Origin of the sequence: Actinocrinis sp., from assembly GCF_035938995.1 — a bacterium.
GTDB lineage: Bacteria > Actinomycetota > Actinomycetes > Streptomycetales > Catenulisporaceae > DASZGI01.
Genome location: NZ_DASZGI010000139.1, coordinates 21,465 through 40,475, shown reverse-complemented (window position 1 = coordinate 40,475; position 19,011 = coordinate 21,465). Strand labels below are relative to the sequence as shown.

Annotated in this window: 15 protein-coding genes; 6 read left to right on the top strand and 9 right to left on the bottom strand. The window is 71.5% G+C overall.

What is annotated here, in order from left to right; translation table 11 throughout:
* Positions 1-181: 181 nt before the first annotated feature.
* Together VGZ32_RS09390 and ccrA are read left to right on the top strand one after the other, a co-directional pair.
* Positions 182-1,036 (top strand): alpha/beta hydrolase family protein, encoded by an 855-nt coding sequence (locus tag VGZ32_RS09390; protein ID WP_326885507.1) that lies wholly within the window; start codon positions 182-184, stop codon positions 1,034-1,036.
* 27 nt (positions 1,037-1,063) lie between these two features.
* A complete protein-coding gene (ccrA, locus tag VGZ32_RS09385; RefSeq protein WP_326885506.1) occupies positions 1,064-2,410 on the top strand; it encodes a crotonyl-CoA carboxylase/reductase in 1,347 nt (448 codons plus the stop codon).
* A 311-nt stretch (positions 2,411-2,721) separates the two neighbouring features.
* Here the strand turns inward: ccrA and VGZ32_RS09380 are convergent, their stop codons facing one another.
* Positions 2,722-3,711: a zinc-dependent alcohol dehydrogenase family protein gene (locus VGZ32_RS09380; RefSeq protein ID WP_349263547.1), complete on the bottom strand. Its 990-nt coding sequence runs from the start codon at positions 3,709-3,711 to the stop codon at positions 2,722-2,724.
* A 238-nt stretch (positions 3,712-3,949) separates the two neighbouring features.
* On the opposite strand from VGZ32_RS09380, the gene VGZ32_RS09375 reads away from it, so the two are divergent.
* From VGZ32_RS09375 to VGZ32_RS09360, 4 genes are all read left to right on the top strand, one after another.
* Positions 3,950-4,690, top strand: a complete 741-nt coding sequence (locus VGZ32_RS09375; RefSeq protein ID WP_326885504.1) for a polyprenol monophosphomannose synthase — start codon at positions 3,950-3,952, stop codon at positions 4,688-4,690.
* A gap of 156 nt (positions 4,691-4,846) precedes the next feature.
* Positions 4,847-5,521 carry a response regulator transcription factor gene (locus VGZ32_RS09370; protein ID WP_326885503.1) on the top strand — a complete coding sequence of 225 codons (675 nt, stop codon included), beginning with the start codon at positions 4,847-4,849 and terminating at the stop codon, positions 5,519-5,521.
* Positions 5,518-6,897, top strand: a complete 1,380-nt coding sequence (locus VGZ32_RS09365) for a HAMP domain-containing sensor histidine kinase (protein ID WP_326885502.1) — start codon at positions 5,518-5,520, stop codon at positions 6,895-6,897. Before VGZ32_RS09370 ends, VGZ32_RS09365 begins: the two co-directional genes overlap by 4 nt.
* Positions 6,898-7,041: 144 nt before the next feature.
* Positions 7,042-8,526: an FAD-dependent oxidoreductase gene (locus tag VGZ32_RS09360; protein ID WP_326885501.1), complete on the top strand. Its 1,485-nt coding sequence runs from the start codon at positions 7,042-7,044 to the stop codon at positions 8,524-8,526.
* A 277-nt stretch (positions 8,527-8,803) separates the two neighbouring features.
* Here the strand turns inward: VGZ32_RS09360 and VGZ32_RS09355 are convergent, their stop codons facing one another.
* Genes VGZ32_RS09355 through VGZ32_RS09320 form a run of 8 tightly spaced genes read right to left on the bottom strand, consistent with a single transcriptional unit; the run spans position 8,804 to position 18,772 of the window.
* A complete protein-coding gene (locus VGZ32_RS09355) occupies positions 8,804-10,051 on the bottom strand; it encodes a glycosyltransferase family 4 protein (RefSeq protein WP_326885500.1) in 1,248 nt (415 codons plus the stop codon).
* Positions 10,051-11,427 carry a lipopolysaccharide biosynthesis protein gene (locus VGZ32_RS09350; RefSeq protein ID WP_326885499.1) on the bottom strand — a complete coding sequence of 459 codons (1,377 nt, stop codon included), beginning with the start codon at positions 11,425-11,427 and terminating at the stop codon, positions 10,051-10,053. The genes VGZ32_RS09355 and VGZ32_RS09350 overlap by 1 nt, the downstream gene beginning before the upstream one ends.
* Positions 11,420-12,232: a hypothetical protein gene (locus VGZ32_RS09345; RefSeq protein ID WP_326885498.1), complete on the bottom strand. Its 813-nt coding sequence runs from the start codon at positions 12,230-12,232 to the stop codon at positions 11,420-11,422. Before VGZ32_RS09345 ends, VGZ32_RS09350 begins: the two co-directional genes overlap by 8 nt.
* Positions 12,229-14,280: a hypothetical protein gene (locus VGZ32_RS09340; RefSeq protein WP_326885497.1), complete on the bottom strand. Its 2,052-nt coding sequence runs from the start codon at positions 14,278-14,280 to the stop codon at positions 12,229-12,231. Before VGZ32_RS09340 ends, VGZ32_RS09345 begins: the two co-directional genes overlap by 4 nt.
* Positions 14,277-15,395, bottom strand: coding sequence for a glycosyltransferase family 4 protein (locus VGZ32_RS09335; RefSeq protein WP_326885496.1), 1,119 nt, complete (start codon positions 15,393-15,395; stop codon positions 14,277-14,279). Before VGZ32_RS09335 ends, VGZ32_RS09340 begins: the two co-directional genes overlap by 4 nt.
* Entirely contained in the window at positions 15,392-16,582 is a 1,191-nt protein-coding gene (locus VGZ32_RS09330; protein ID WP_326885495.1) for a glycosyltransferase family 4 protein, read from the bottom strand. The genes VGZ32_RS09335 and VGZ32_RS09330 overlap by 4 nt, the downstream gene beginning before the upstream one ends.
* A complete protein-coding gene (locus VGZ32_RS09325; RefSeq protein WP_326885494.1) occupies positions 16,569-17,885 on the bottom strand; it encodes a GNAT family N-acetyltransferase in 1,317 nt (438 codons plus the stop codon). The genes VGZ32_RS09330 and VGZ32_RS09325 overlap by 14 nt, the downstream gene beginning before the upstream one ends.
* Entirely contained in the window at positions 17,885-18,772 is an 888-nt protein-coding gene (locus tag VGZ32_RS09320; protein WP_326885493.1) for a glycosyltransferase family 2 protein, read from the bottom strand. Before VGZ32_RS09320 ends, VGZ32_RS09325 begins: the two co-directional genes overlap by 1 nt.
* Positions 18,773-19,011: the final 239 nt, after the last annotated feature.

The window sequence follows — 19,011 nt, the reverse complement described above, 5'->3', positions numbered from 1 at the left end:
CGCACAGCGAATGATCAGTGTTCTCGGGTGCGTCATCGCGCTCTGCGTCGGTGCTGTGGCAGCTCCCGCAGCCGCGACAAGCTCGCCGCAGCCCGCGCCGTCGGCGAGCGCCACGCACGCGGCGGCTCCGACGCCAGCACCGACACCAGCGCCGAGCGTCGCGGCGGATGATGGCGCGTTCGTGGCCACCGAGACGCAGCTCGACCCGCGCATGGTGGACCTCGAGATCGAGTCGCCCGCGGTCGGGGACGCCGTCCCGGTCAGGATGCTGCTGCCGCTCGGCTGGTCCGCGCACGCCAAGCGCACGTGGCCGGTCCTCTACCTCCTGCAGGGCGCACACGACGACTACACCTCGTGGACGCGCGAGACCACCATCGAGTCCTTCACCGCCGACAAGGACGTGATCGTCGTCATGCCGTCGGCCGGTCCGACCGGCTTCCCCACCCGCTGGTGGAGCGGCGGCAAGGGCGCTCCCGACTACGAGTACTTCGAAAGCACCGAGCTGATGCAGCTGCTCGAGCGCGGCTACCGGGCGAGCACGGTGCGCGCGGTCGCCGGGGTGTCGACCGGCGGCTACGGCGCGATGGCGATGGCGGCGCACCACCCCGGCTCGTTCACCGCCGCAGCGTCCTACAGCGGCATCCTCGACACGACGTACCCGGGCATCCCGGGCGTGATCCAGGCGATCGTGTCCAGGGAGAAGCTGCAACCCGACTCCCTCTGGGGCGACCCGACCGGCGAAGCGCAGGTCTGGACCGCCGAGAACCCCTACGCGCTGGCCACCGAGCTGCGTTTCACGTCCCTGTTCGTGTCCGCCGGCAGCGGGGTCGGCGAGCCGGCGGACAACCAGGTCGGCGCGACGCTCGAAAGCGCCGTCTGGCCGCAGGCGCAGGCCTTCGCGGACCGGCTGAAGGTGCTCGGCATACCGGTCCAGACCGATTTCTACCCCGGCGGGGTGCACGACTGGGACTCCTGGCGGCGCGAGTTCGTCACCTCGTGGCCGCTGCTGGCCGCGGCGCTCGGCCTGCCCGGCTGAGTGCAAAAGTGGAAGGGATATGCAGACATGAGCAACGCCGTCAGTGCCCTGAGTGAGGCGGTCCTCTCCGGGGCGGACCCCGGGGAGCTCGAGGCCTGCCCGCTGCCCGACACCTACCGGGCCGCGTTCCTGCGCCGCGAGGACCAGGAGATCTTCACCGGCGCCAAGGACAAGGACGTGCGCCGCAGCATCCACGTCGGCGACGTCCCGACACCCGAGCTCGCGCCCGACGAGGTGCTGGTCGCGGTGATGGCCGCCGCGGTGAACTACAACACCGTGTGGTCCGCGACCTTCGAGCCCGTACCCACCTTCCGCTTCCTGCGCGATCTGGCGCGGCACGGCGGCTGGGACGCCCGGCACGACCGGGACTACCAGGTCATCGGCTCGGACGCGGCCGGCGTCGTGGTGCGGGTCGGGGCCGCGGTGCGGCATTGGAAGGCCGGCGACAAGGTCGTGATCGCGCCCCCGGTGATCGACGAGCAGGAGTCCGGCGCCCAGCAGGACGGCATGCTCTCCAGCCGCCAGCTGGCCTGGGGCTTCGAGACCAACTTCGGGGCTTTCGGCGACTACGCGCTGGTGCGGGCCACCCAGCTGGTGCGCAAGCCGGCGCACCTGACGTGGGAGGAGGCCGCGTGCAACACGCTGTGCCTGGGCACGGCCTACCGGATGCTGATCGGGGACCACGGCGCCCGGATCAAGATGGGCGACGTGGTGCTGATCTGGGGGGCGACCGGCGGCCTCGGCGCGTACGCGGTACAGCTCGTGCTGCGGGCCGGCGGCATCCCGGTCGGCGTGGTCGGCAGCGCGGACAAGGCCGACCTGCTCGACCGCCTCGGCTGCCGGCACGTGATCAACCGGCAGGAGCTCGGGTTCACCGACGGCGGCGCGGAGGCGGACTCGACGCAGGCCTGGCGCGAGCTGGGCTCGGCGATCCGCAAGCGGGTGGGGGAGGACCCGCACGTCGTCTTCGAGCACGTGGGGCGCAACACCTTCGGCGCCTCCGTGTTCGTCGCCCGGCGCGGCGGGGTCGTCGTCACCTGCGGATCGAGCACCGGATACACCCACCAATACGACAACCGCTACCTCTGGATGAAGCTCAAGCGGGTCATCGGCAGCCACGGCGCCAACTACCACGAGTCGGTGGAGGCCAATCGGCTGCTCGAGCTCGGCTTGATCGTTCCGGCGCTCTCGCGGGTCCATCCGTTCGAGCAGGTGGCCGAGGCGACCCGGGCGGTCCAGCTCAACACCCACGCGGGCAAGGTCGGTGTGCTGTGCCTGGCGCCGCGCGAGGGGCTGGGCGTCGATGATCCGCTGCTGCGCGAGCAGGTGGGGGAGGAGCGTCTGCGCACCTTCCGCGACCACGCGAGCTGCTGAGCAGCCGGTGGGAATTGCGTTGCACAGGACCGGACCCGCGTCTAATGTTCAACGCACACCGAAAGGAGGTGATCCTGACTTGAGTAGTTTCAGGACGCGTGAGGTGGCTGTCCGCTAGCCGCCCTGCCCGCCGATGAGGTTCGACCTCGCCTGAAGGCTAGGGCGGCGGGCGAATAACCAGCAGTCACCCGGCCCGCAGGTTCACCGGCATCGTCCCCGGTGCCTGGTCGGCGACCGCACGTGGAGGAATCCGCGGCGGAGCCGACCGGGAAGTAACCTGCGGGCTGCCTGCTTTTCGGGCTCGGATCAGGTCAGACAACCAGCACGGCGACGCCCGTGACCATTCCGGCGGCGAGGTCGGCGAGGGCCTTGTCGGCGTCCCGCATCGCGTAGCGGGTCACCGCGAGGCGCGGCAGGGATTCCTGCGCGAGAGCGAGCAGTTCGCGCCCGTCCTCACGGGTGTTCGCGGTCACGCTGCGCACGGTGCGCTCCTGGAACAGGTGCCGCTCATAATCGAGCGGCGGAATCGCGCTCAGGTGGATCCCGGCGATCGCGAGCGTGCCGCCGCGGTCGAGCGCCTCGAGTGCGATCGGCACCAGGGCGCCCGCCGGAGCGAACAGGATCGCCGAATCGAGCGGCTCGGGCGGCGCGTCCCCCGCCGAGGCCGCACCCAGGTCCAACGCGAGGCGGCGAGCCTCCGCCGACCGCGTGACCACGTGCACCGTGGCGCCCGACGCCATGGCGAGCTGCGCGGTGATGTGCGCTGACGCGCCGAATCCGTACAGGCCAAGTCGTCCGCCGGGCGGCAGATCGGCGCGCTTGAGCGCGCGGTACCCGATGATGCCCGCACACAGCAGCGGTGCGAGCTGTTCGGCCGGGACGTCGTCGGGCAGCCGATAGGCGTAGCGGGCGTCCACGGTGGCGTATTCGGCGTAACCACCGTCGATATCCCAGCCGGTGTACTGGGAGTTCGGGCACAGATTCTCCGCGCCGCGGCGGCAGTACGCGCACACCCCGCAGGTGTGCGCCAGCCAGGCGATGCCGACCCGGTCGCCGGGAGCGAAACCGGCCGTGTCGGCGCCGAGCGCGACCACGCGGCCGACCGCCTCGTGGCCCGGCGTGCGGTCGGGGGAGCGGGGTGGCAGGTCGCCCTCGGCCAGGTGCAGGTCGGTTCGGCAGACACCACAGGCCTCGACCTGCACCAGCAGGCCGCCAGGGTCGGGCTCGGGCACCGCGCGGCGCGCCCGGTGCAGCGGTTTGGAGGCGATCGGGCCGGGTTCGTGTACGGCCCACGCCTCCATCGTGTCCGAGCCGGTCATGCCCCCATCGAAGCACGCGGCCCGGCCGGGCGCACGCGGGCGGGCGCCCGGCTCCGGGCGCCGTCTGACTCAGACGTCTGCGGTCGGTCGGGCGAGCCTGGACCTCCCGGAGATTTTTCACTCCCTACGTGTAAGGTCTGCGCACAAGAAGAAACCGCCGCGCCACTGGCTCGGCGCCGCGGTTCGTGTGTTACGCAGATCTGACAAGGGGCCATCGAACATGACGGAGTCGACCGGCGGCCACATCACGGTCGTCGTTCCCACCTACAACGAGAAGGACAACCTTCCCAAGCTCGTTGACCAGCTCCTGGCCCTGCCGCTGGAGGGCCTGCGGATCCTGGTGGTGGACGACAGCTCGCCGGACGGGACGGGCGAGGTCGCGGACAAGATGGCGGCCGAGACGCCGAACCACGTCGCCGTGCTGCACCGCACGGTGAAAGACGGCCTCGGCCGCGCGTACATCACCGGCATGACGCACGCGCTCGAGGACGGCGCGGACATCGTCATCCAGATGGACGCGGACCTGTCCCACCCCTCCTCCGTGCTCCCGCTCATGGTGGAGACCCTGCGCACCACCGACGCGGGCGTCGTCCTCGGCTCGCGCTACGTGGCCGGCGGAAAGGTCGCCGCCGAGTGGCCCTGGCACCGCCGCGCCCTGTCCGCCTGGGCGAACTTCTACGTGAACGCGATCCTCCGCCTGCACGTGCGCGACGCCACCGCCGGATTCAAGGCCTGGCACGCGGCGACGCTGCGGAAAATCGACCTGGAGACCATCCGCAGCAACGGTTACAGCTTCCAGGTGGAGATGAACTACCGGGCCGTGCGCGCTGGCTACTCCATCGCCGAGGTCCCGATCACCTTCTCCGAGCGGGCCGAGGGCGTGTCGAAGATGAGCCTGAAGGTCCAGCTCGAGTCGGCCCTGACCCCGTGGCGCCTGAAGTTCGGGCGGCCGGTCAAGTAGGCGCATCCTGACGCGGCGGCGCGATTCGGATACCGTGCTGCTCGGGCCGGTGGTCGTCTCCATCTCGAACGCATTCGCGTATGTGAATGTTGTTCGGAACGCGTAATATTGTTCAGTATGGCGTGCACTGTGCGTCGTCATTACGATATGCACACCATGCGCGTACTGATCGTCGAGGATGAAGATCACCTGGCGGGGCTGCTCAAACGCGGCCTCGCCGAGGAGGGCTATACGGTCGACCTGGTCGGCGACGCGGCCCGGGCGCTGGCCACCGCGGGCTCGGCCGACTACGACGCCGCCGTGCTCGACGTCGTGCTCCCGGACCTCGACGGCTTCGAGGTGTGCGCCCGGCTGCGCCGCGCCGGCTGGCAGGTCCCGGTGCTCATGCTGACCGCGCGCGACGCCGTCTCCGACCGGATTCGCGGCCTGGACGCAGGCGCCGACGACTACCTCTGCAAACCGTTCAGCTTCGGCGAGCTGTGCGCGCGGGTACGAGCCCTGATCCGGCGGGCCGGAGTCGCGCGCGGCCAGCCGGTGCGGCAGCTGCGGGTCGGCGAGATCCGCCTCGACCCGATCTCCCGGCGCGTCTGGTCCGGCCCCGCCGAGGTGTATCTGTCGACCAAGGAGTTCGTGCTCCTCGAGCTGATGATGCGCAACCACGGCCAAGCCCTCGAGCGCGCAGGGATCCTCGAGCTGGTCTGGGGGACGCGCCACCCGATCACCTCCAACGTGGTCGACCAGTACGTCAGGTACCTGCGCAGCAAGCTCGGCCAGGACACCATTGAGACGGTACGCGGCATCGGGTACCGCATGGCCTCCCCGGCGCCTTGAAGCTGCCGATCCAGGTCCGGCTGACCGCCGGCTACGTGTTCACCGCGGCCCTGCTCACGGCGATCGGCGCGATCCTGTTCCAGCGCAGCGTCCACATCGGCCTGACCCACCACCTCGACGTCCAGCTCAAGTCGCGCGCCATCCGGGTCTCCCGGACGGTGGAGCGGGCGGGCCCGGCCGCGGTGCACACGATCACCCCGGCCGGCTCGAACGTCCTGGTCGAGGTGATCGACCCCAAGGGCCGGATCGCCACCGGCTCTCCCGAGCTGGGCGGGGTGACGCTGCTCGACACGGCTCAGCAGGCCACGGCGGCACACGAGCCCGGCGGCTATCAGAACGTCGGCGCCGGACCCGACTACCGCGTCTACGTCCAGCCTGCGGCCACCTCGGACGGAGTCTTCCTCGCCGTCGCGGCCACGCCGCTGGACACCCAGAACGAGCTCACGAACACCGTCACCGGCTACCTCGCCGTCGCCGCGGTGATCGTCGTGGTGCTCGGCGGCGTCGGCGCCTGGCTGCTCGCCGGGGCCGCGCTGCGCCCGGTCGAGCAGTTGCGCCGCCAGGTCGCCCAGCTCTCCGGGAACGACCCGTCCTCCCCGCTTTACGTGCCCGGCACCGGTGACGAGATCGCCGCGCTGGCCGAGAGCGTCAACGGTCTGCTGGCGCGGTTCTCCGCCGGGCTCGCCCGCCAGCGCCGTTTCGTCGCCGACGCCTCGCACGAGGTGCGCGCGCCGCTGGCGAACCTGCGTACCACGCTGGAGCTGGCCACGCGGCGGGTGCGCACCGCGGACGAGCTGACCGAGGCGGTGCGCTACTGCGAGGGCGAGGTGATCCGGCTCGGACAGCTCGTGGACGACCTGCTGGTGCTCGCTGCGGCCGACGAGAAGGTGCCGCTGAGCCTGCTGCCGGACCAGCGGGCGCTCCCGCTGCTCGAGGCGGCGGCGATGGCGGCGCGCCCGACCGCGGACGCGAAGTGCGTGGACGTGGTCGTGGACGCGGACCCCGACGCCGGCGCCGCGATTCATCCCGGGATGATCCGCCAGGTGCTGGACAACCTGCTGAGCAACGCGGTGCGCCACGCCCCGCCCGGGTCCCGGGTCGTGCTGACGGCGGAAGCGCGCCCCGACAGCCTCCGGATCTCCGTCGAGGATGAGGGGCCCGGCTTCCCGGAAGGCTTCGCGGAGCAGGCCTTCGAGCGGTTCCGGCGGGCCGATGCCGGAACGGCTGACGCGGACGCCGGCGTGGGTGTGGGCGGAACCGGCCTCGGCCTCGCCGTGGTGCGGGCCATCGCGAGAGCCCACGGGGGCGAGGCCGAGGCCGGGAACGGGACCTCGGGCGGAGCCGTCGTCAGCGTCCGGCTGCCGCGCGGTTTCTGACGGCTCATCCGGGTTCCTCGAAGAGCGTTCATTGCTCCGCGTCGGCCGGCGCCTGTTGACTTTTGCGGGCGAGGTGCCGTCGAATCGATCGGGGAAACAGGGGTCGAAGAGCGATTCGAAAACGGGACGCGCGGGAGGCAGCGGATGACAACGCACACGGACGTGGTGATCGTCGGCGCCGGACCGACCGGCCTGCTGCTCGCCGGGGACCTCGCGGCGCGGGGCGTGGCCTGCACGGTTCTGGAGCGCCGCGGCGAGCAGACTGCCAACACGACCCGGGCCTTCGCGGTGCACGCCCGGACCCTCGAGCAGCTCGACGCTCGGGGCCTGGCGGACGAACTGATCGCCACCGGGGCGACGGTCGACGAATTCCGGCTGTTCGGCAAGCTGGCCGTCAGTCTTTCCGACCTGCCCAGCCGGTTCCGGTTCGTGCTGATCACCCCGCAGAACAACGTCGAGCGCTTGCTCGAGCGGCGCGTGCTCAAGGCCGGGGCGCGGATCCTGCGCGGCGTCCGGTTCACCGGGCTGGCTCAGGACACTGACGGCGTCGACGTGCACGCCGACGCAGCCGACGTCGAGACGCACCTGCGCGCTTCGTATCTCGTCGGCACGGACGGCGTGCGCAGCGCCGTGCGCGAAGCGGTCGGCTTGCCCTATCCCGGATCGCGGGTGGTCAAGTCGCTCATGCTCGCGGACGTGCGGCTGCACGAACCGCCGAGCGAGATCCTGACCGTGAACGGAGTCGCCGAGGGGTTCGCCTTCGTGGCCCCGTTCGGCGACGGCTGGTACCGGGTGTTCGCCTTTGACCGGGCCAAGCAGGTCGACGACAGCGAGCCGGTGGACCTGGAGGAGGTGCGCGCAGTGATGCGCTACGCCTTCGGCACCGACTTCGCGATGGGCGAGTCGCGATGGGTCTCCCGCTTCCACAGCGACGAGCGGCAGGTGCCGCGGTACCGGGTCGGCCGGGTCTTCCTGGCCGGGGATGCCGCGCACTGCCACTCGCCCGCGGGCGGCCAGGGCATGAACACCGGCCTGCAGGACGCTGCGAATCTCGGCTGGAAGCTCGCCGCGGCGGTGCAGGGCTGGGCGCCGCGAGGATTGCTCGACAGCTACAACGACGAGCGGCACCCGGTCGGAAAGATGGTGCTGCGCAGCAGCGGCGCACTCGTCCGGATGGCGCTGGTCAAACCATACCTGGCCCGGATGGCTCGCGTCGTGGTCGGCGGCGCGGCGCTGCGCATTCCGGCGGTCAACCACCGCGCGGCGGGAACGGTCACCGGGATCGGAATCAGCTACGGCCGTCCGCACGGCGCACACCGGAGCGTGGGCACGCGGGCCGATGACGTGGAACTGACCGGTGCGGGCGAATCCGCGACGCGGCTCTACGAAGCGCTGCGCACAGGGGCGTTCGTCCTCGTCGGGCGGGAGGCCGAGGCGCCCGTGCCCCTCGATGCCTGGAAGAGCCGAGTCGAGTACGCGACCGCCGCCACCGACGCGCACACACCAGCCGCGCTCGCTCTCGTGCGCCCCGACGGCTACATTGCCTGGGCAAGCGACGAGGGCGATTCGACGGCCCGCGCGGCCATGGTCAACGCCGCGCTCGCTGAGGTGTGTAGCTCAGGCCAGTGAGCGCGCGCCACGATACAAATGGGTGCGATATCGCACGAGGGTTGCGAGACGGCGCAACTCGCCCTTACGCTCGCTCACCGTTTTGGCACTCGGGTCGGGAGAGTTCGGCATGGAGAGTGTGGTCTGCCGGTGCGGCCATCCGCGCGAGGCGCATGAGCACTACAGGCCGGGCAGCGAGTGCGCGGCATGCGGCCCGGAGGTGTGCGCCCGGTTCCGGCGGGCGCGGTGGTGGCGGCGTGGCCTCAGGAAGGTGGCGGCGCATTAAGGCGAATCGGAGTCAGGCGCGGCGCTGCGTCTGGCGCTTCTCCAGCATCCGGTTGAACAGCTCGACCAGACGCGGCGCGACCGCCCCGACCTCGAAGGCCCGCGCCCGATCGCGTCCGGCCGCCCCCATGTGCTCGCGCCGGTCCGGGTCGGCGAGCAGTTCGTCGAGCGCCCCGGCGAGGGCGTCCGGGTCGCGCGGGGGCACCAGCAGCCCGGTCACCCCGGGGTCGACGACGTCTTTGAGGCCGCCGACGTCCGAGGCCACCACCGGGCGCCCGGCGAGCATCGCCTCGATCGCCACCTGGCCCAGCGGCTCCTCCCAGGCGGACGGTACGACGCCGATCGACGCACGCCGCCAGGACGCCATCACCGCCGGATTGGGCTGATTGCGCGCGACCGTCACGTCCGGGCCGGAGAAGTCCAGGCTGTCGCCGGTCGGGGCGCCGACCAGGACGAGAGGGAGGCGGTGCTTCATCCGGCGGTGCGCCTCCAGCAGCACGTCCACGCCCTTGTGCCGGCCAAGTGCGCCGACGAACAGCAGATAGCCGTCGTCGGGCGGAAGGAAGTCCGGGCGCGGCTCGCGCTCGGCGATCTGGTCCATCCCGTTCGGCACCATGCTCGGTATCACGGTCAACGCGGTATGCGCAGGGAGCGCCGCGCGCGCCGCCTCCGCCACAGCCGTGCTGATGGCGACGTATGCGTCGGCGCGAGCGTGCAGCGGACGGCTCGCGCGGAGCCCGGCCGTCAGGATCGCCGATTTGGCGGCGCCGTATTGGCCGGTGGCGCAGGATACGCATTTACGCGGCGAGGGTCCGGTGCACGAACCTCCGCCGGTGTACTGGAAGTTCTTCTTCACGCAGGCGAGGCCGTAGTCGTGCAGGGTGACCACGTGTACCGGCCCGCGCGTGCGGCGGTACAGCGGGAAGTACGAGTACTGCAACCAGCTGTGGCTGTGTACCACGTCCGGGCGCTCCTGCGCCACCACCTCGCGCAACCGCCGCACCAGCCCGGGATCCGGGGCGGTCGGGTGGAACGGCCGGGCCTGGTCGGCGTAGAACGGGGTCAGCGCGGCGCTCCAGCCCTGAATCCGGCGCACCCTCACACCGCCCATCTCCTCGAACTCCGGCCGGTCGCCGACCTTGAGGGTGACGACGGTGGTCGAGTGGCCGAGCCGCACCAGTTCCTTGGACAGGGTCTCCACGTGGCGCTCGAGGCCGCCGATCGTGGGCCGGTAGAAGTCGGTGAGCTGCAGGATATGCATCAGCGCGCTCCATCGGCGAGGACGGTGGCAGTGTTCATGCCCGAGGCGTTCATGCTCGGCGCCGCGGCGGGATCCTTCGGCGGCCATAGCACCTGGCGCAGCGCTACCACCGCCACCGCACCCGCGGTCTGCGCGCCGAGCCAGGCCAGTCCCGCGCCGACGATCCCCAGCCGGGGCGCGGCGATCCAGGCCCCGCCGACGGAGATCACAGCCATGCACCCGTTCAGCGCGGCGGCCGTGCGCAGTCGCCCCCGGACGCGCAGGGTGGCGACCGCGATGTTGGTCACCGTATCCGGGAACGAGGAAAGCAACAGGATGATCAGCAGGCCGTAGCCCGCCGACGCGTATCGGGGCCCGAAGATCTCGAGGATGGGAATGCCGGCGGCGGCGACGACGAGTGTGGCCGGGCCGACCATGGCCATGATGATGCGCAGGGAGCGCAGGGCCAGCCGACGCAGACCCCTGTCGTCGTGGCTGCCCTCGGCGAAGATCGCCGACGAGACGGCGGGGCTGATCATGAAGATCGAGCTGCCGACCATCCAGGTGACGTAGAAGTACGCGTTGTCCTGCGTGCCGAGCCGGGTGGTGACCACCACCGGGAGCAGGTAGGTGGGGATCAGGCCGCCGACGCTGATCGCGTGGTGTCCGAAGCTCGGGCGCGCGAGCAGCATGAGCTCGGCGCCCGATGAGCGCCAGCGCGCAGTGTTGATTCGGACAGTGCCGAGGCGGTGGAATCGGCGATGGCAGATGACCAGGCCGTAGACCATCCCGACCAGCGCGCTCAGCGACCAGGTGGCCAGGATGTCGGTGGCCCCCGGGTGCCCGAACGCGGTCACCGCGAGCAGCGCGGCCAGCTTGACCGCGGAGGCGACCGCGTTGCGCGCGAACATGAAATTGCTGCTGCGCTGCGCGATGAAGATGTAGTCCAGCAGCCCCGAACCGGTCCAGCCGGCGGCGCCGAGCACGAACCAGACGGCGAGGGCGGGGTCCGTGGCCAACGCGTGCAGGGGCCCGAGCGCGAACGCCAGCGGGAACAGCGCCGCGGCGGCCAGCGCGAACGTCACAGCGGTACACGCGCCCAGCGCCGAGAGCACCGTGAGCAGCCATTCCTCGCGCGATGCGCGCCGAGGCAGCCGCGCGGTCAGGCCGCCGCCGACACCCATGTGCACGGCCAGCGAGAGGATGACCATCGCCGACACCATCGCCGAGCCGAGCCCGACCGCGGAGGCGGGCATCAGCCGGGCGGCCAAGGTCCAGTAGATGTATCCGAGCCCTGCGTTGACGACGCTGGTCCCCATGATCCCGACGCTGTTGCGGGTGAGCGAGTCGGCCCGCACCTGGCGCACCAGTCCTACGGGGCTCAGCGTGCTAGACATGGCAGCCGGCCGAACTGCTGCTTGTCACGTAGAGGTCGAGCAGGCGCAGCGAGGTCGCGTCGTGCTGCAGCGTGAAGCTGTACCGGCTGATGCAGGCGGTCGCGATCGGGAGTTGGACGTGCGCGTATCCCTGTCCTGACGCGTCGATGAGCACCGGGACGGGATCAGTGTTCGCGATCGGCTTGCCGTCGCGGGCGACGCTCACCGTCAGCCCACTGAGGTCCTGTCCCGAGCCGGTGACCGAGACCGGGATATCCAGCATGCCGCCCGCCTGCGCGCGTACCACCCCCGGAACGTCGGCGAAGTCTCCGCCGAAGGAGAAGGCGAGGTATCCGGGCTGCTGCTGGCTCGGCAAGACGTGCACGAGCCCTGCGACGAGGGCCGCCACCGCCAGCGCGCCGGCGCCGAAGGCCGTGCCGAAACCGAGCGCGCGCACGGTCTCGCGCGGCGTGGCTGCCGGGGCCGGTGCTCGGGGTGCCGCGAGGAGCAGCGAGCCCAGGCTCACCCACAGCGGCATCGTTCCGAGCGGAACGTATCCGAACCCTGCGTAGGACACGAGCGCGGCGGCGATCGTCACGATGATGCTGAGCAGCACGGCGAGCGGCGCGGACCACCGCCCAGCGGCCGCGCGCAGCCCGAGGGCGCCCACCACGCAGTGCCCCGGAACCCAGAGCACCGCGGGCGCGACCAGGACGGCACGCAGGACCGGCCAGGGAACCGCATACCGGCCGACGAACCCGACGGCGACCAGTGCGGCGGGCAGGGCGAGGGCGCGCAGGCGCGGACTGCGGATCAGGTCTCTCATCGGCCGGTCCCCGTTCCGGTGGCGTGCGCGCCGATCGCGCCGAAGTCGAAGCGGTAGATCGCGTAGTCGTCGCTCTGATAAAGCAGCGTGGTCCACGGATAGTTCTCGTACTGAGCCAGCGCCCCGACCGTGATCGGGTCGCGGCTCGTGTACGCGAACGGCTCGTCCGGCTCGAAGAACACGCCGATCGCGGGCAGCTCGGTCGCCATCCTGCGGTCGATCACCAGATAGGCGTAGTGCGAGGACGACAGCTCCTGCACGAGGCTGCCCGGTGGCCGGCCGTCGTGGAAGTAGAGGTCGTAGGTCGGGAACCCGGCCGACGGCGCGGCCGTCCAGGCGTCGGCCTCGCGCACGAACGCCAGGCCGGTGTAGCGGTCGGTCACGATGAGCTGGTTCGTGCCGATGTGCTGGCCGAACCAGTCGGCCGTGCCGACCAGCTCAGGGGTGATCGAGCGGGTGTCGGACCCGAACACGTACGGACCGGGGAAGCGGTAGTCCTCGTTCAGCCCTGCGGCCACGTTGCCGATCAGCAGCACGCAGCTTGCCGCGAGAGCCGCGACCGCGGTGACCCGCCGTCCGGCGCGGGCCCGCCATCGTGCCGGATCGAGCCAGCGGGTCCGGTTCAGCCAGGTGGCCTTCTCGAGCAGTCCGGTGGAGTCGATCAGGCCCAGCACGACCGGCGTGATCAGGATCGCCAGGCCGAGGTAGGTGAAAGCCCAGCTGCGGCGCGCGCCCTCGGCCCCGGAGGAGACCAGGATGAACGGCACCGACGGGAAGTACAGCAGGCCGAAGAGGCCGAGGCCGATCCGGGTCGGCGGCCAGTCCGCCATGTGCTGCGACCAGGCGTCGCCGCTTGACGGACCCGTGTGCCTGGCTCGCCCGGCACGCGCGCGACGCCGCAGCACCAGGAGCCCGGCCAGCGCGAGGACTCCGACGATCAGCGGTGAGGCGAACGCGGCCAGGCGCTCGTAGGACGGCTCGGTGCTGGCGCTGAAAAGGGTGCGCCCGCCGCCCGAGCCGGAGAACAGGTGGGTGAGCTGACTCAGGCCGCTGCCGAAGTAGGGCGACAGATAGCTGACGGTGTCCGGCGCGACCAGCGCGATCCACAGTCCCGCGCTCACCGCGACCAGCCCGGTCACCGCCAGCGTCGGTGCCAGCACCCCGGCGGGGGCGTCCTGCCAGCGCCGTCGCACCGCTGTTGCGATGCTCACCACGGCCAGTGCGAGGACCAGGATGAGCGAGGTCAGATGGTGGATCGGGACGACGCCGCAGCCGAGTGCCGCGGCCGCGGCCGTCCATGCCAGCCGCCCGCGCCGGGTGCGTGCATTCTGGAGCTTGGCGACACAGAAAAGGCACCAGATGAACAGCACGATGGCCAGCGACTCGTAGCCGAGCTGGGTGTCGAAGTACATGAAGCTGGAGTTGAAGCTGTAGATCAGCGCGACGACGGTGCCCGCGCGCAGCGAGCCGAGCACCGCCTCGCCCAGCGCCACCGCGCCGAGCAGAGCTGTGACGTGCGCGATCAGCAGCAGCACCACCGCGCTGCGCCACACCGACAGGCCGCTGACATCGCTGATCGTCGCGACGACGATGTGCAGTCCGGGGAACTTGCCGATGATTCCGATCAGCGGGTCGGGCTGGAACAGCTGGCCGCTGGCGGCCAGGTTCGCCGACTGGCGCCAGTGCGCGATCTCGTCGTGGAAAAGCGGCTGTGACGGGTTGCGCAGCAGCTTGGGCAGGAAGCTGAAGACGGCGTACGTCAGGATCCAGATCAGCCGGGTGCGCGGGCTGGTCCGCCGGGCGCCCGCAGCAGTCGCGGCGGGCACGGCCACGGTGAGCATGCCGAGCCAGAAGACCAGGTAGTGCGTCTCGTCCGCGCCGCGCGTCGCGGCCAGCGAGTAGCTCCAGGTCACCAGCGCCGCGCCGGCAGCCGCCGTCGGCAGAGGGGCCAGCGCCAGGGCCGCGCGGCGCGCGGTGGTCCGTCGGCGCGGCGGGTCCTGCGGAGTCGGCGCGGTGGCCGGCTGGTCCAGGACTCCGGTAGTCGTCATGCAAGGGCTCCTGTGCGCAGTGGTGCGATTTGGCTGTAGATCTCGGTCAGGCGCGCCGCGACCTCGTCCCAGTCGGGCAGGCCGAGCAGGCTGGACGCCGACGGCGGCTGTGCGAGCGCGGCGAGCAGGCGGGCGGCCAGCGCCGCGGCGTTCTCGTCCGCGCCGACGAGGCTGACCGCCCCCACCGATGTCGCGGCGAGCTCGGCGTGGGCGGGGATGTCGGACAGCACCGCGCGCGCCCCGGCCGCCAGCGCCTCCGCCGGGGCCAGCCCGAATGCTTCGTGCTCGGACATGCTGCACAGCGCCCGGCAGGTGCGCAGCCATCGGTGCAGTTCGGTGTCCTCGACGCGGTTCAGGAAGCGGGCCCGCCCGCCCGGTACCAGGTCGCGCGCCAGCGCCTCGAGGCGGGGCCGGTCAGGGCCGTCGCCGACCACGACGAGCTGTTTGCGGTCCTCGGGCCCTGACATGTGGGCCAGCTGAGCGAAGGCCCGCAGGACCCGCTCGACCCGCTTGTAGCGCTCCATCCGGCCGACGCAGAGCACTGTGGGCGGCTCGTCCTCGAACGGCGCGGCGGCGCGGATCGTCGCCGCGTCGACCGTGTTCGGCACGATCGACGTCTTCGCCGCCGTCGCCGGGAAGTGCTCGGCGACGAGCCGGGCCTCGACCCGGGACACGCAGACAACCGCCGCCGCGCGTGCGATGGCGATGCGGCCGACCGGCTTGTACACGCGGTGCAACGCGGCGCGCAACGGCGAGTGGCCGGTGCCGTGGTAGTGCGGGGAGAACACCAGCGGTGCGCGTGAGCGCAGCGCCGCCGCCAGCCCCGTGAGCGTGTGATAGCTGTGTGCGTGTACGACGTCGAACTCGGACGTCTCGGCGGCGAGCGCCCGCCAGAGCCGCGGCGCGACCGGGTAGTTGTGCGGCCCGGACACGGCGTAGCGGTGCACCATGATGTCACCGTCGGCGGCGGTTCCCACCGCCTCGGAGCGCCGCTCCTGCGCGAACACCTCGACGGCGTGACCCAGCCGGCTCAGCGCGCGCGCCTGGTGCGCGACGACCATCTCGATGCCGCCGCGCGCGGGTGGATAGCCGGGACTGACCAGAGCGATTCTCACGGCCGCGCCTCGGTCGGGGCAGGGGTGGGGGCGAAGGCGAGGATGGCGTCGACGTTGCGCTGCCAGGTGTGCCGCTCGACGTATACGTCGCCGGCGCGCGCCCGAGCCTTGCGCAGCGCCTCGGTCAGGCCCGGCGGATCGCCCGGCTCGACCAGGATCGCCCCGTCGTAGTCCGCGACCGCCTCGACCAGGCCGCCCACCGCGGTGACCACGACCGGCAGGCCGTTGCTCATCGCGATGTGCAGCGGCCCGCTCGCGGACGAGCGCAGGTAAGGGAGCACCACGACGTCGGCCCGCGCGAAGTGTTCGGTCACGTCCTCGTCCGAGACATAGCGGTTGACCACGGTGATGCGATTCCGGTGCGGCGACGCCTCGATCAGGTCGAGCGGCCGCGTCCAGCCCTCCCAGGTCTCGCCGACGACCGCGAGCCGGTATCCGGACGCCTCCTCGGCGGACAGCGCGTTGAAGGCCTCGACAAGATACTCAAGGCCCTTATACGGGCGGATGGTCCCGAAGAACAGCAGCCGGCACACGCCCTCCTCGCCCGGTGTGCGCTCGGCGCGGTGGTGCGAGAACGGCCCGTGCGGCACGACCTCGACGGGCCGGCCGGACAGGTTGTATGCCCGGCCGAGGTGCTCGCGGTCGTGCTCGGAGTGGACCAGGAATGCCTCGGCGCGGCGCAGCACCCCGCGCAGCGCCCGGCGGGTGTAGGAGGAGACCAGCGGGACGCGCGCCTCGCCGGTGTCCTGGACCTCGTGGAACTCCACGATCACCCGGGCGCCGACGGACCGGGCGGCCAGGGCGAGCGCGAAGTAGCTGTGCACGACGGTGCCGGTCCACCACTGGAGCACGACCAACGTCGGCCGGGTGCGCCTGATGTGCCGCACCGCGCCGATGATGCTGGGAATCCAGAACCAGTCGACGCCGTCGAAGACCGCGACCCGCTCGTCATACTCGAGCGCTGCCAAGCGTTTGCCGACGCGCGCCCGGCCCGGATACAGCATCTTGGGAATCATCCGGCGCATCAGGATCGCGGACACGGTCGCCCGCTCGGCCAGCGCCCCCGCCAGATGGCAGGTGTAGTAGCTGATCCCGCTGGTGAAGCGCCATCCCGAGCCGACGACGCAGACCCGCGCGACGCCTGCCTCCGACGCCGGCGTCCGGTCGTCTTCGCTAGTCGCGGTCATGGGCGTCTGCTTCCGTTCCGGTGCGTCTGACCTGGTGCCGGCCGGCCTCTCGGCGGACCGCCGCGACCGCGCCCGCCGCGGCGTAAGCCGCGAGCCGCCGGCGCGAGCCGGGCCGTGGGCCGCAGACCACGAACTCGGGGTGCTGCACGACGCGGTCGCTCCAGCGCAGCTTGGAGATGTCCGGACCGACCGACAGGTTCACCTCCGCGTCGCCGCGCTCGGCAGCCCGTTCGATCGCCGCGTACTGAAGAAGGGTGACCGGACCGACGTGCCACCAGTGCGGATCCACGCCGCTCAGCGCCAGGAACGCGGCCCGAGGCGCCCGCAGCACGAGCAGCGCGGCGATCGCGGTCCCGTCCACGTCGAGCGTGAGCAGCTCGACGCGGTCGTTCGCCGCCATCCGGCCCGCCGCGTCGGCGACGAAGGCATACCGCGCCGGGTCGCCGAGCACGTCGGGATGGACCCGGCGCCCCGCGATCGACGCCCGCGCCCCGTGGAGGCGGCGCAACACCGGCAGCGCGGCCGCCACCTCGTCCGGCGCGCGATGCACGACGACGCGCCACACGCGGCCGGATTTGTCGAGCCGGTTGCGGGCGCGCTTAACGCTTTCCCAGACGTTGCGCTTAAGAGCGGTACGCACCGATGCGGCGGCGCCGTCAAGCGGCAATACCACGGCGGCGCGCGTCGTCTTGTGCTGGACCAGCCCGGTGAAAGCCTCGCCCTCGCCCAGCCACTGTGGTTCGAACCAGCCTTGTTCGGCGTCCAGCGGAAGCTCGAGCCAGTCCCAGCGTTCGGGGGCGGCGATCCAGTGGCCGACCACCGCGCGCAGCACCGAGCGCGTCTCCCCGCGCGCCGCGAGCGCCTGAGGCAGCTCGGTCAGGCCGGGGAAGCGGATCGTCCCGGCGAGCTGGACGGTCCGCGCCGCGGATGCCCCCAGCACGCGGGCGACGGAGCGCAGGTAACACGGGGCGACGCCGATGAGCCGGCCGTCGCGCCGCACCGTGAGCACGGCGAGTTCGTTCTCGTGGACGAGGTGTTCGAGCCATGCGATCACCCAGTCCGGCGATGCGTACGGATTGCGTCCGGCAGCCAGCTCGTACAGTTCCCGCCACTCCGATTCGAGCGCCGCGACGTCGGCGTGGCGGGAGAGCCGCTGGACTGAAAGGTGGGCGGTGTCGCGCGGTCGGTGGCCGCGTCCGCGCACCGCACTCGGGCTGCGTTCCACCTGTGCCGAGGGCTGCGCGGCCAGCGCCTCAGGCAGCTGCGTCGCCAGGCCGACAGCCGAACTCTGCAGGGCGGGCATCACTGTCCGCTCGCCGTGGCCTGAGCATCGATCGGCGCGTGCTGATGGGGGAGCTGGTGCGGCAGGTGCGCGTGGTCCAGCTGGTCCACGGCGTGGTCGACCACCGCCGCGATCCGCCGCCGCGCCGCACGCCCTGACGCGGCGCGCCGCTCGCGCACGATCGTGCGCAGCACCCGCCATCCGTCGCGGACCGCGTTGAGGTTGCTCTCCCCGTGGATCCGGTCGTGCTCGAACGAGGGCACTTCGGTGACGCGCAGCCGGGCCGCCGCGACCCGCAGCGTGATCAGCGTCTCGATCTCGAAGCCGTCGCCGAGGGCGGGCTCGGTGCCCTCGACCGGCGGAAGCTCGAACACCTTCACGCAGCGCTTCCAGAACGCGTTGTAGCCGTAGCACAGGTCCGTGTACGAGGTCCGGTACAGCCGGTTGGCGAGGAAGTTGAGCACGGCGTTGCCGGAGCTGCGGAATCGGGTCAGGTCCGAAGAGCCGCCACCAGCCAGGTATCGGCTGCCCTTGGCGAAGTCGGCACCCCCGGCGAGCGCCTGCACGAAGTCCGCGATCTCACCCGGATGCGCCGACCCGTCGGCGTCCAGCATCACGATCACGTCCCCGGTGCACGCGGCGAATCCGCAAGCGAGCGCATTGCCCTTGCCACGCCGGGTCTGCTTGACCACGACGGTGTCCGGCCGGTGCCGCAGCGCGGTCCCCACCGTGTCGTCCACCGAGGCGCCGTCGACGAGGACCACCTCGTGCAGCCCGTCGGGCAGATTCTCCAGGACCCAGGTCAGATTGCGGGCCTCGTTCTTCGCCGGTATCACGACACTGACACGCGGCGAGCCCGGCGGCAGCGCCCGGACCGGTGCGCGGTTGTCTCTGGTGCTGGTGCTCATGACCCCACCCGTCGAGTCTTGTCGGTACGCGGTCTCGTCCCGTCGAATCCGCTGAGCCCCACGCGGGTGCGCGGCGTCCTCGGGCGTCGTCGAAGCGGGTTAGTGCCCCGTACGACTGCTCGATGAATGATTGACAGCGTGACGGTGGAGAATCCGGCCGTGCCCCTTTACACCCCCGCCGGATCACCTGATGAACGCGACGCTACCGGACCATGGAGAACGCTGTCACCGCTTGTGCT

What these genes read in the sequence shown, in the direction of transcription:
- ccrA (WP_326885506.1), top strand. Translation starts at nt 1,064, where the DNA reads ATGAGCAACGCCGTCAGTGCCCTGAGTGAGGCGGTCCTCTCCGGGGCG.
- VGZ32_RS09380 (WP_349263547.1), bottom strand. Translation starts at nt 3,711, where the DNA reads ATGGAGGCGTGGGCCGTACACGAACCCGGCCCGATCGCCTCCAAACCG.
- VGZ32_RS09375 (WP_326885504.1), top strand. Translation starts at nt 3,950, where the DNA reads ATGACGGAGTCGACCGGCGGCCACATCACGGTCGTCGTTCCCACCTAC.
- VGZ32_RS09370 (WP_326885503.1), top strand. Translation starts at nt 4,847, where the DNA reads ATGCGCGTACTGATCGTCGAGGATGAAGATCACCTGGCGGGGCTGCTC.
- VGZ32_RS09360 (WP_326885501.1), top strand. Translation starts at nt 7,042, where the DNA reads ATGACAACGCACACGGACGTGGTGATCGTCGGCGCCGGACCGACCGGC.
- VGZ32_RS09355 (WP_326885500.1), bottom strand. Translation starts at nt 10,051, where the DNA reads ATGCATATCCTGCAGCTCACCGACTTCTACCGGCCCACGATCGGCGGC.
- VGZ32_RS09350 (WP_326885499.1), bottom strand. Translation starts at nt 11,427, where the DNA reads ATGTCTAGCACGCTGAGCCCCGTAGGACTGGTGCGCCAGGTGCGGGCC.
- VGZ32_RS09345 (WP_326885498.1), bottom strand. Translation starts at nt 12,232, where the DNA reads ATGAGAGACCTGATCCGCAGTCCGCGCCTGCGCGCCCTCGCCCTGCCC.
- VGZ32_RS09340 (WP_326885497.1), bottom strand. Translation starts at nt 14,280, where the DNA reads ATGACGACTACCGGAGTCCTGGACCAGCCGGCCACCGCGCCGACTCCG.
- VGZ32_RS09330 (WP_326885495.1), bottom strand. Translation starts at nt 16,582, where the DNA reads ATGACCGCGACTAGCGAAGACGACCGGACGCCGGCGTCGGAGGCAGGC.
- VGZ32_RS09325 (WP_326885494.1), bottom strand. Translation starts at nt 17,885, where the DNA reads ATGCCCGCCCTGCAGAGTTCGGCTGTCGGCCTGGCGACGCAGCTGCCT.
- VGZ32_RS09320 (WP_326885493.1), bottom strand. Translation starts at nt 18,772, where the DNA reads ATGAGCACCAGCACCAGAGACAACCGCGCACCGGTCCGGGCGCTGCCG.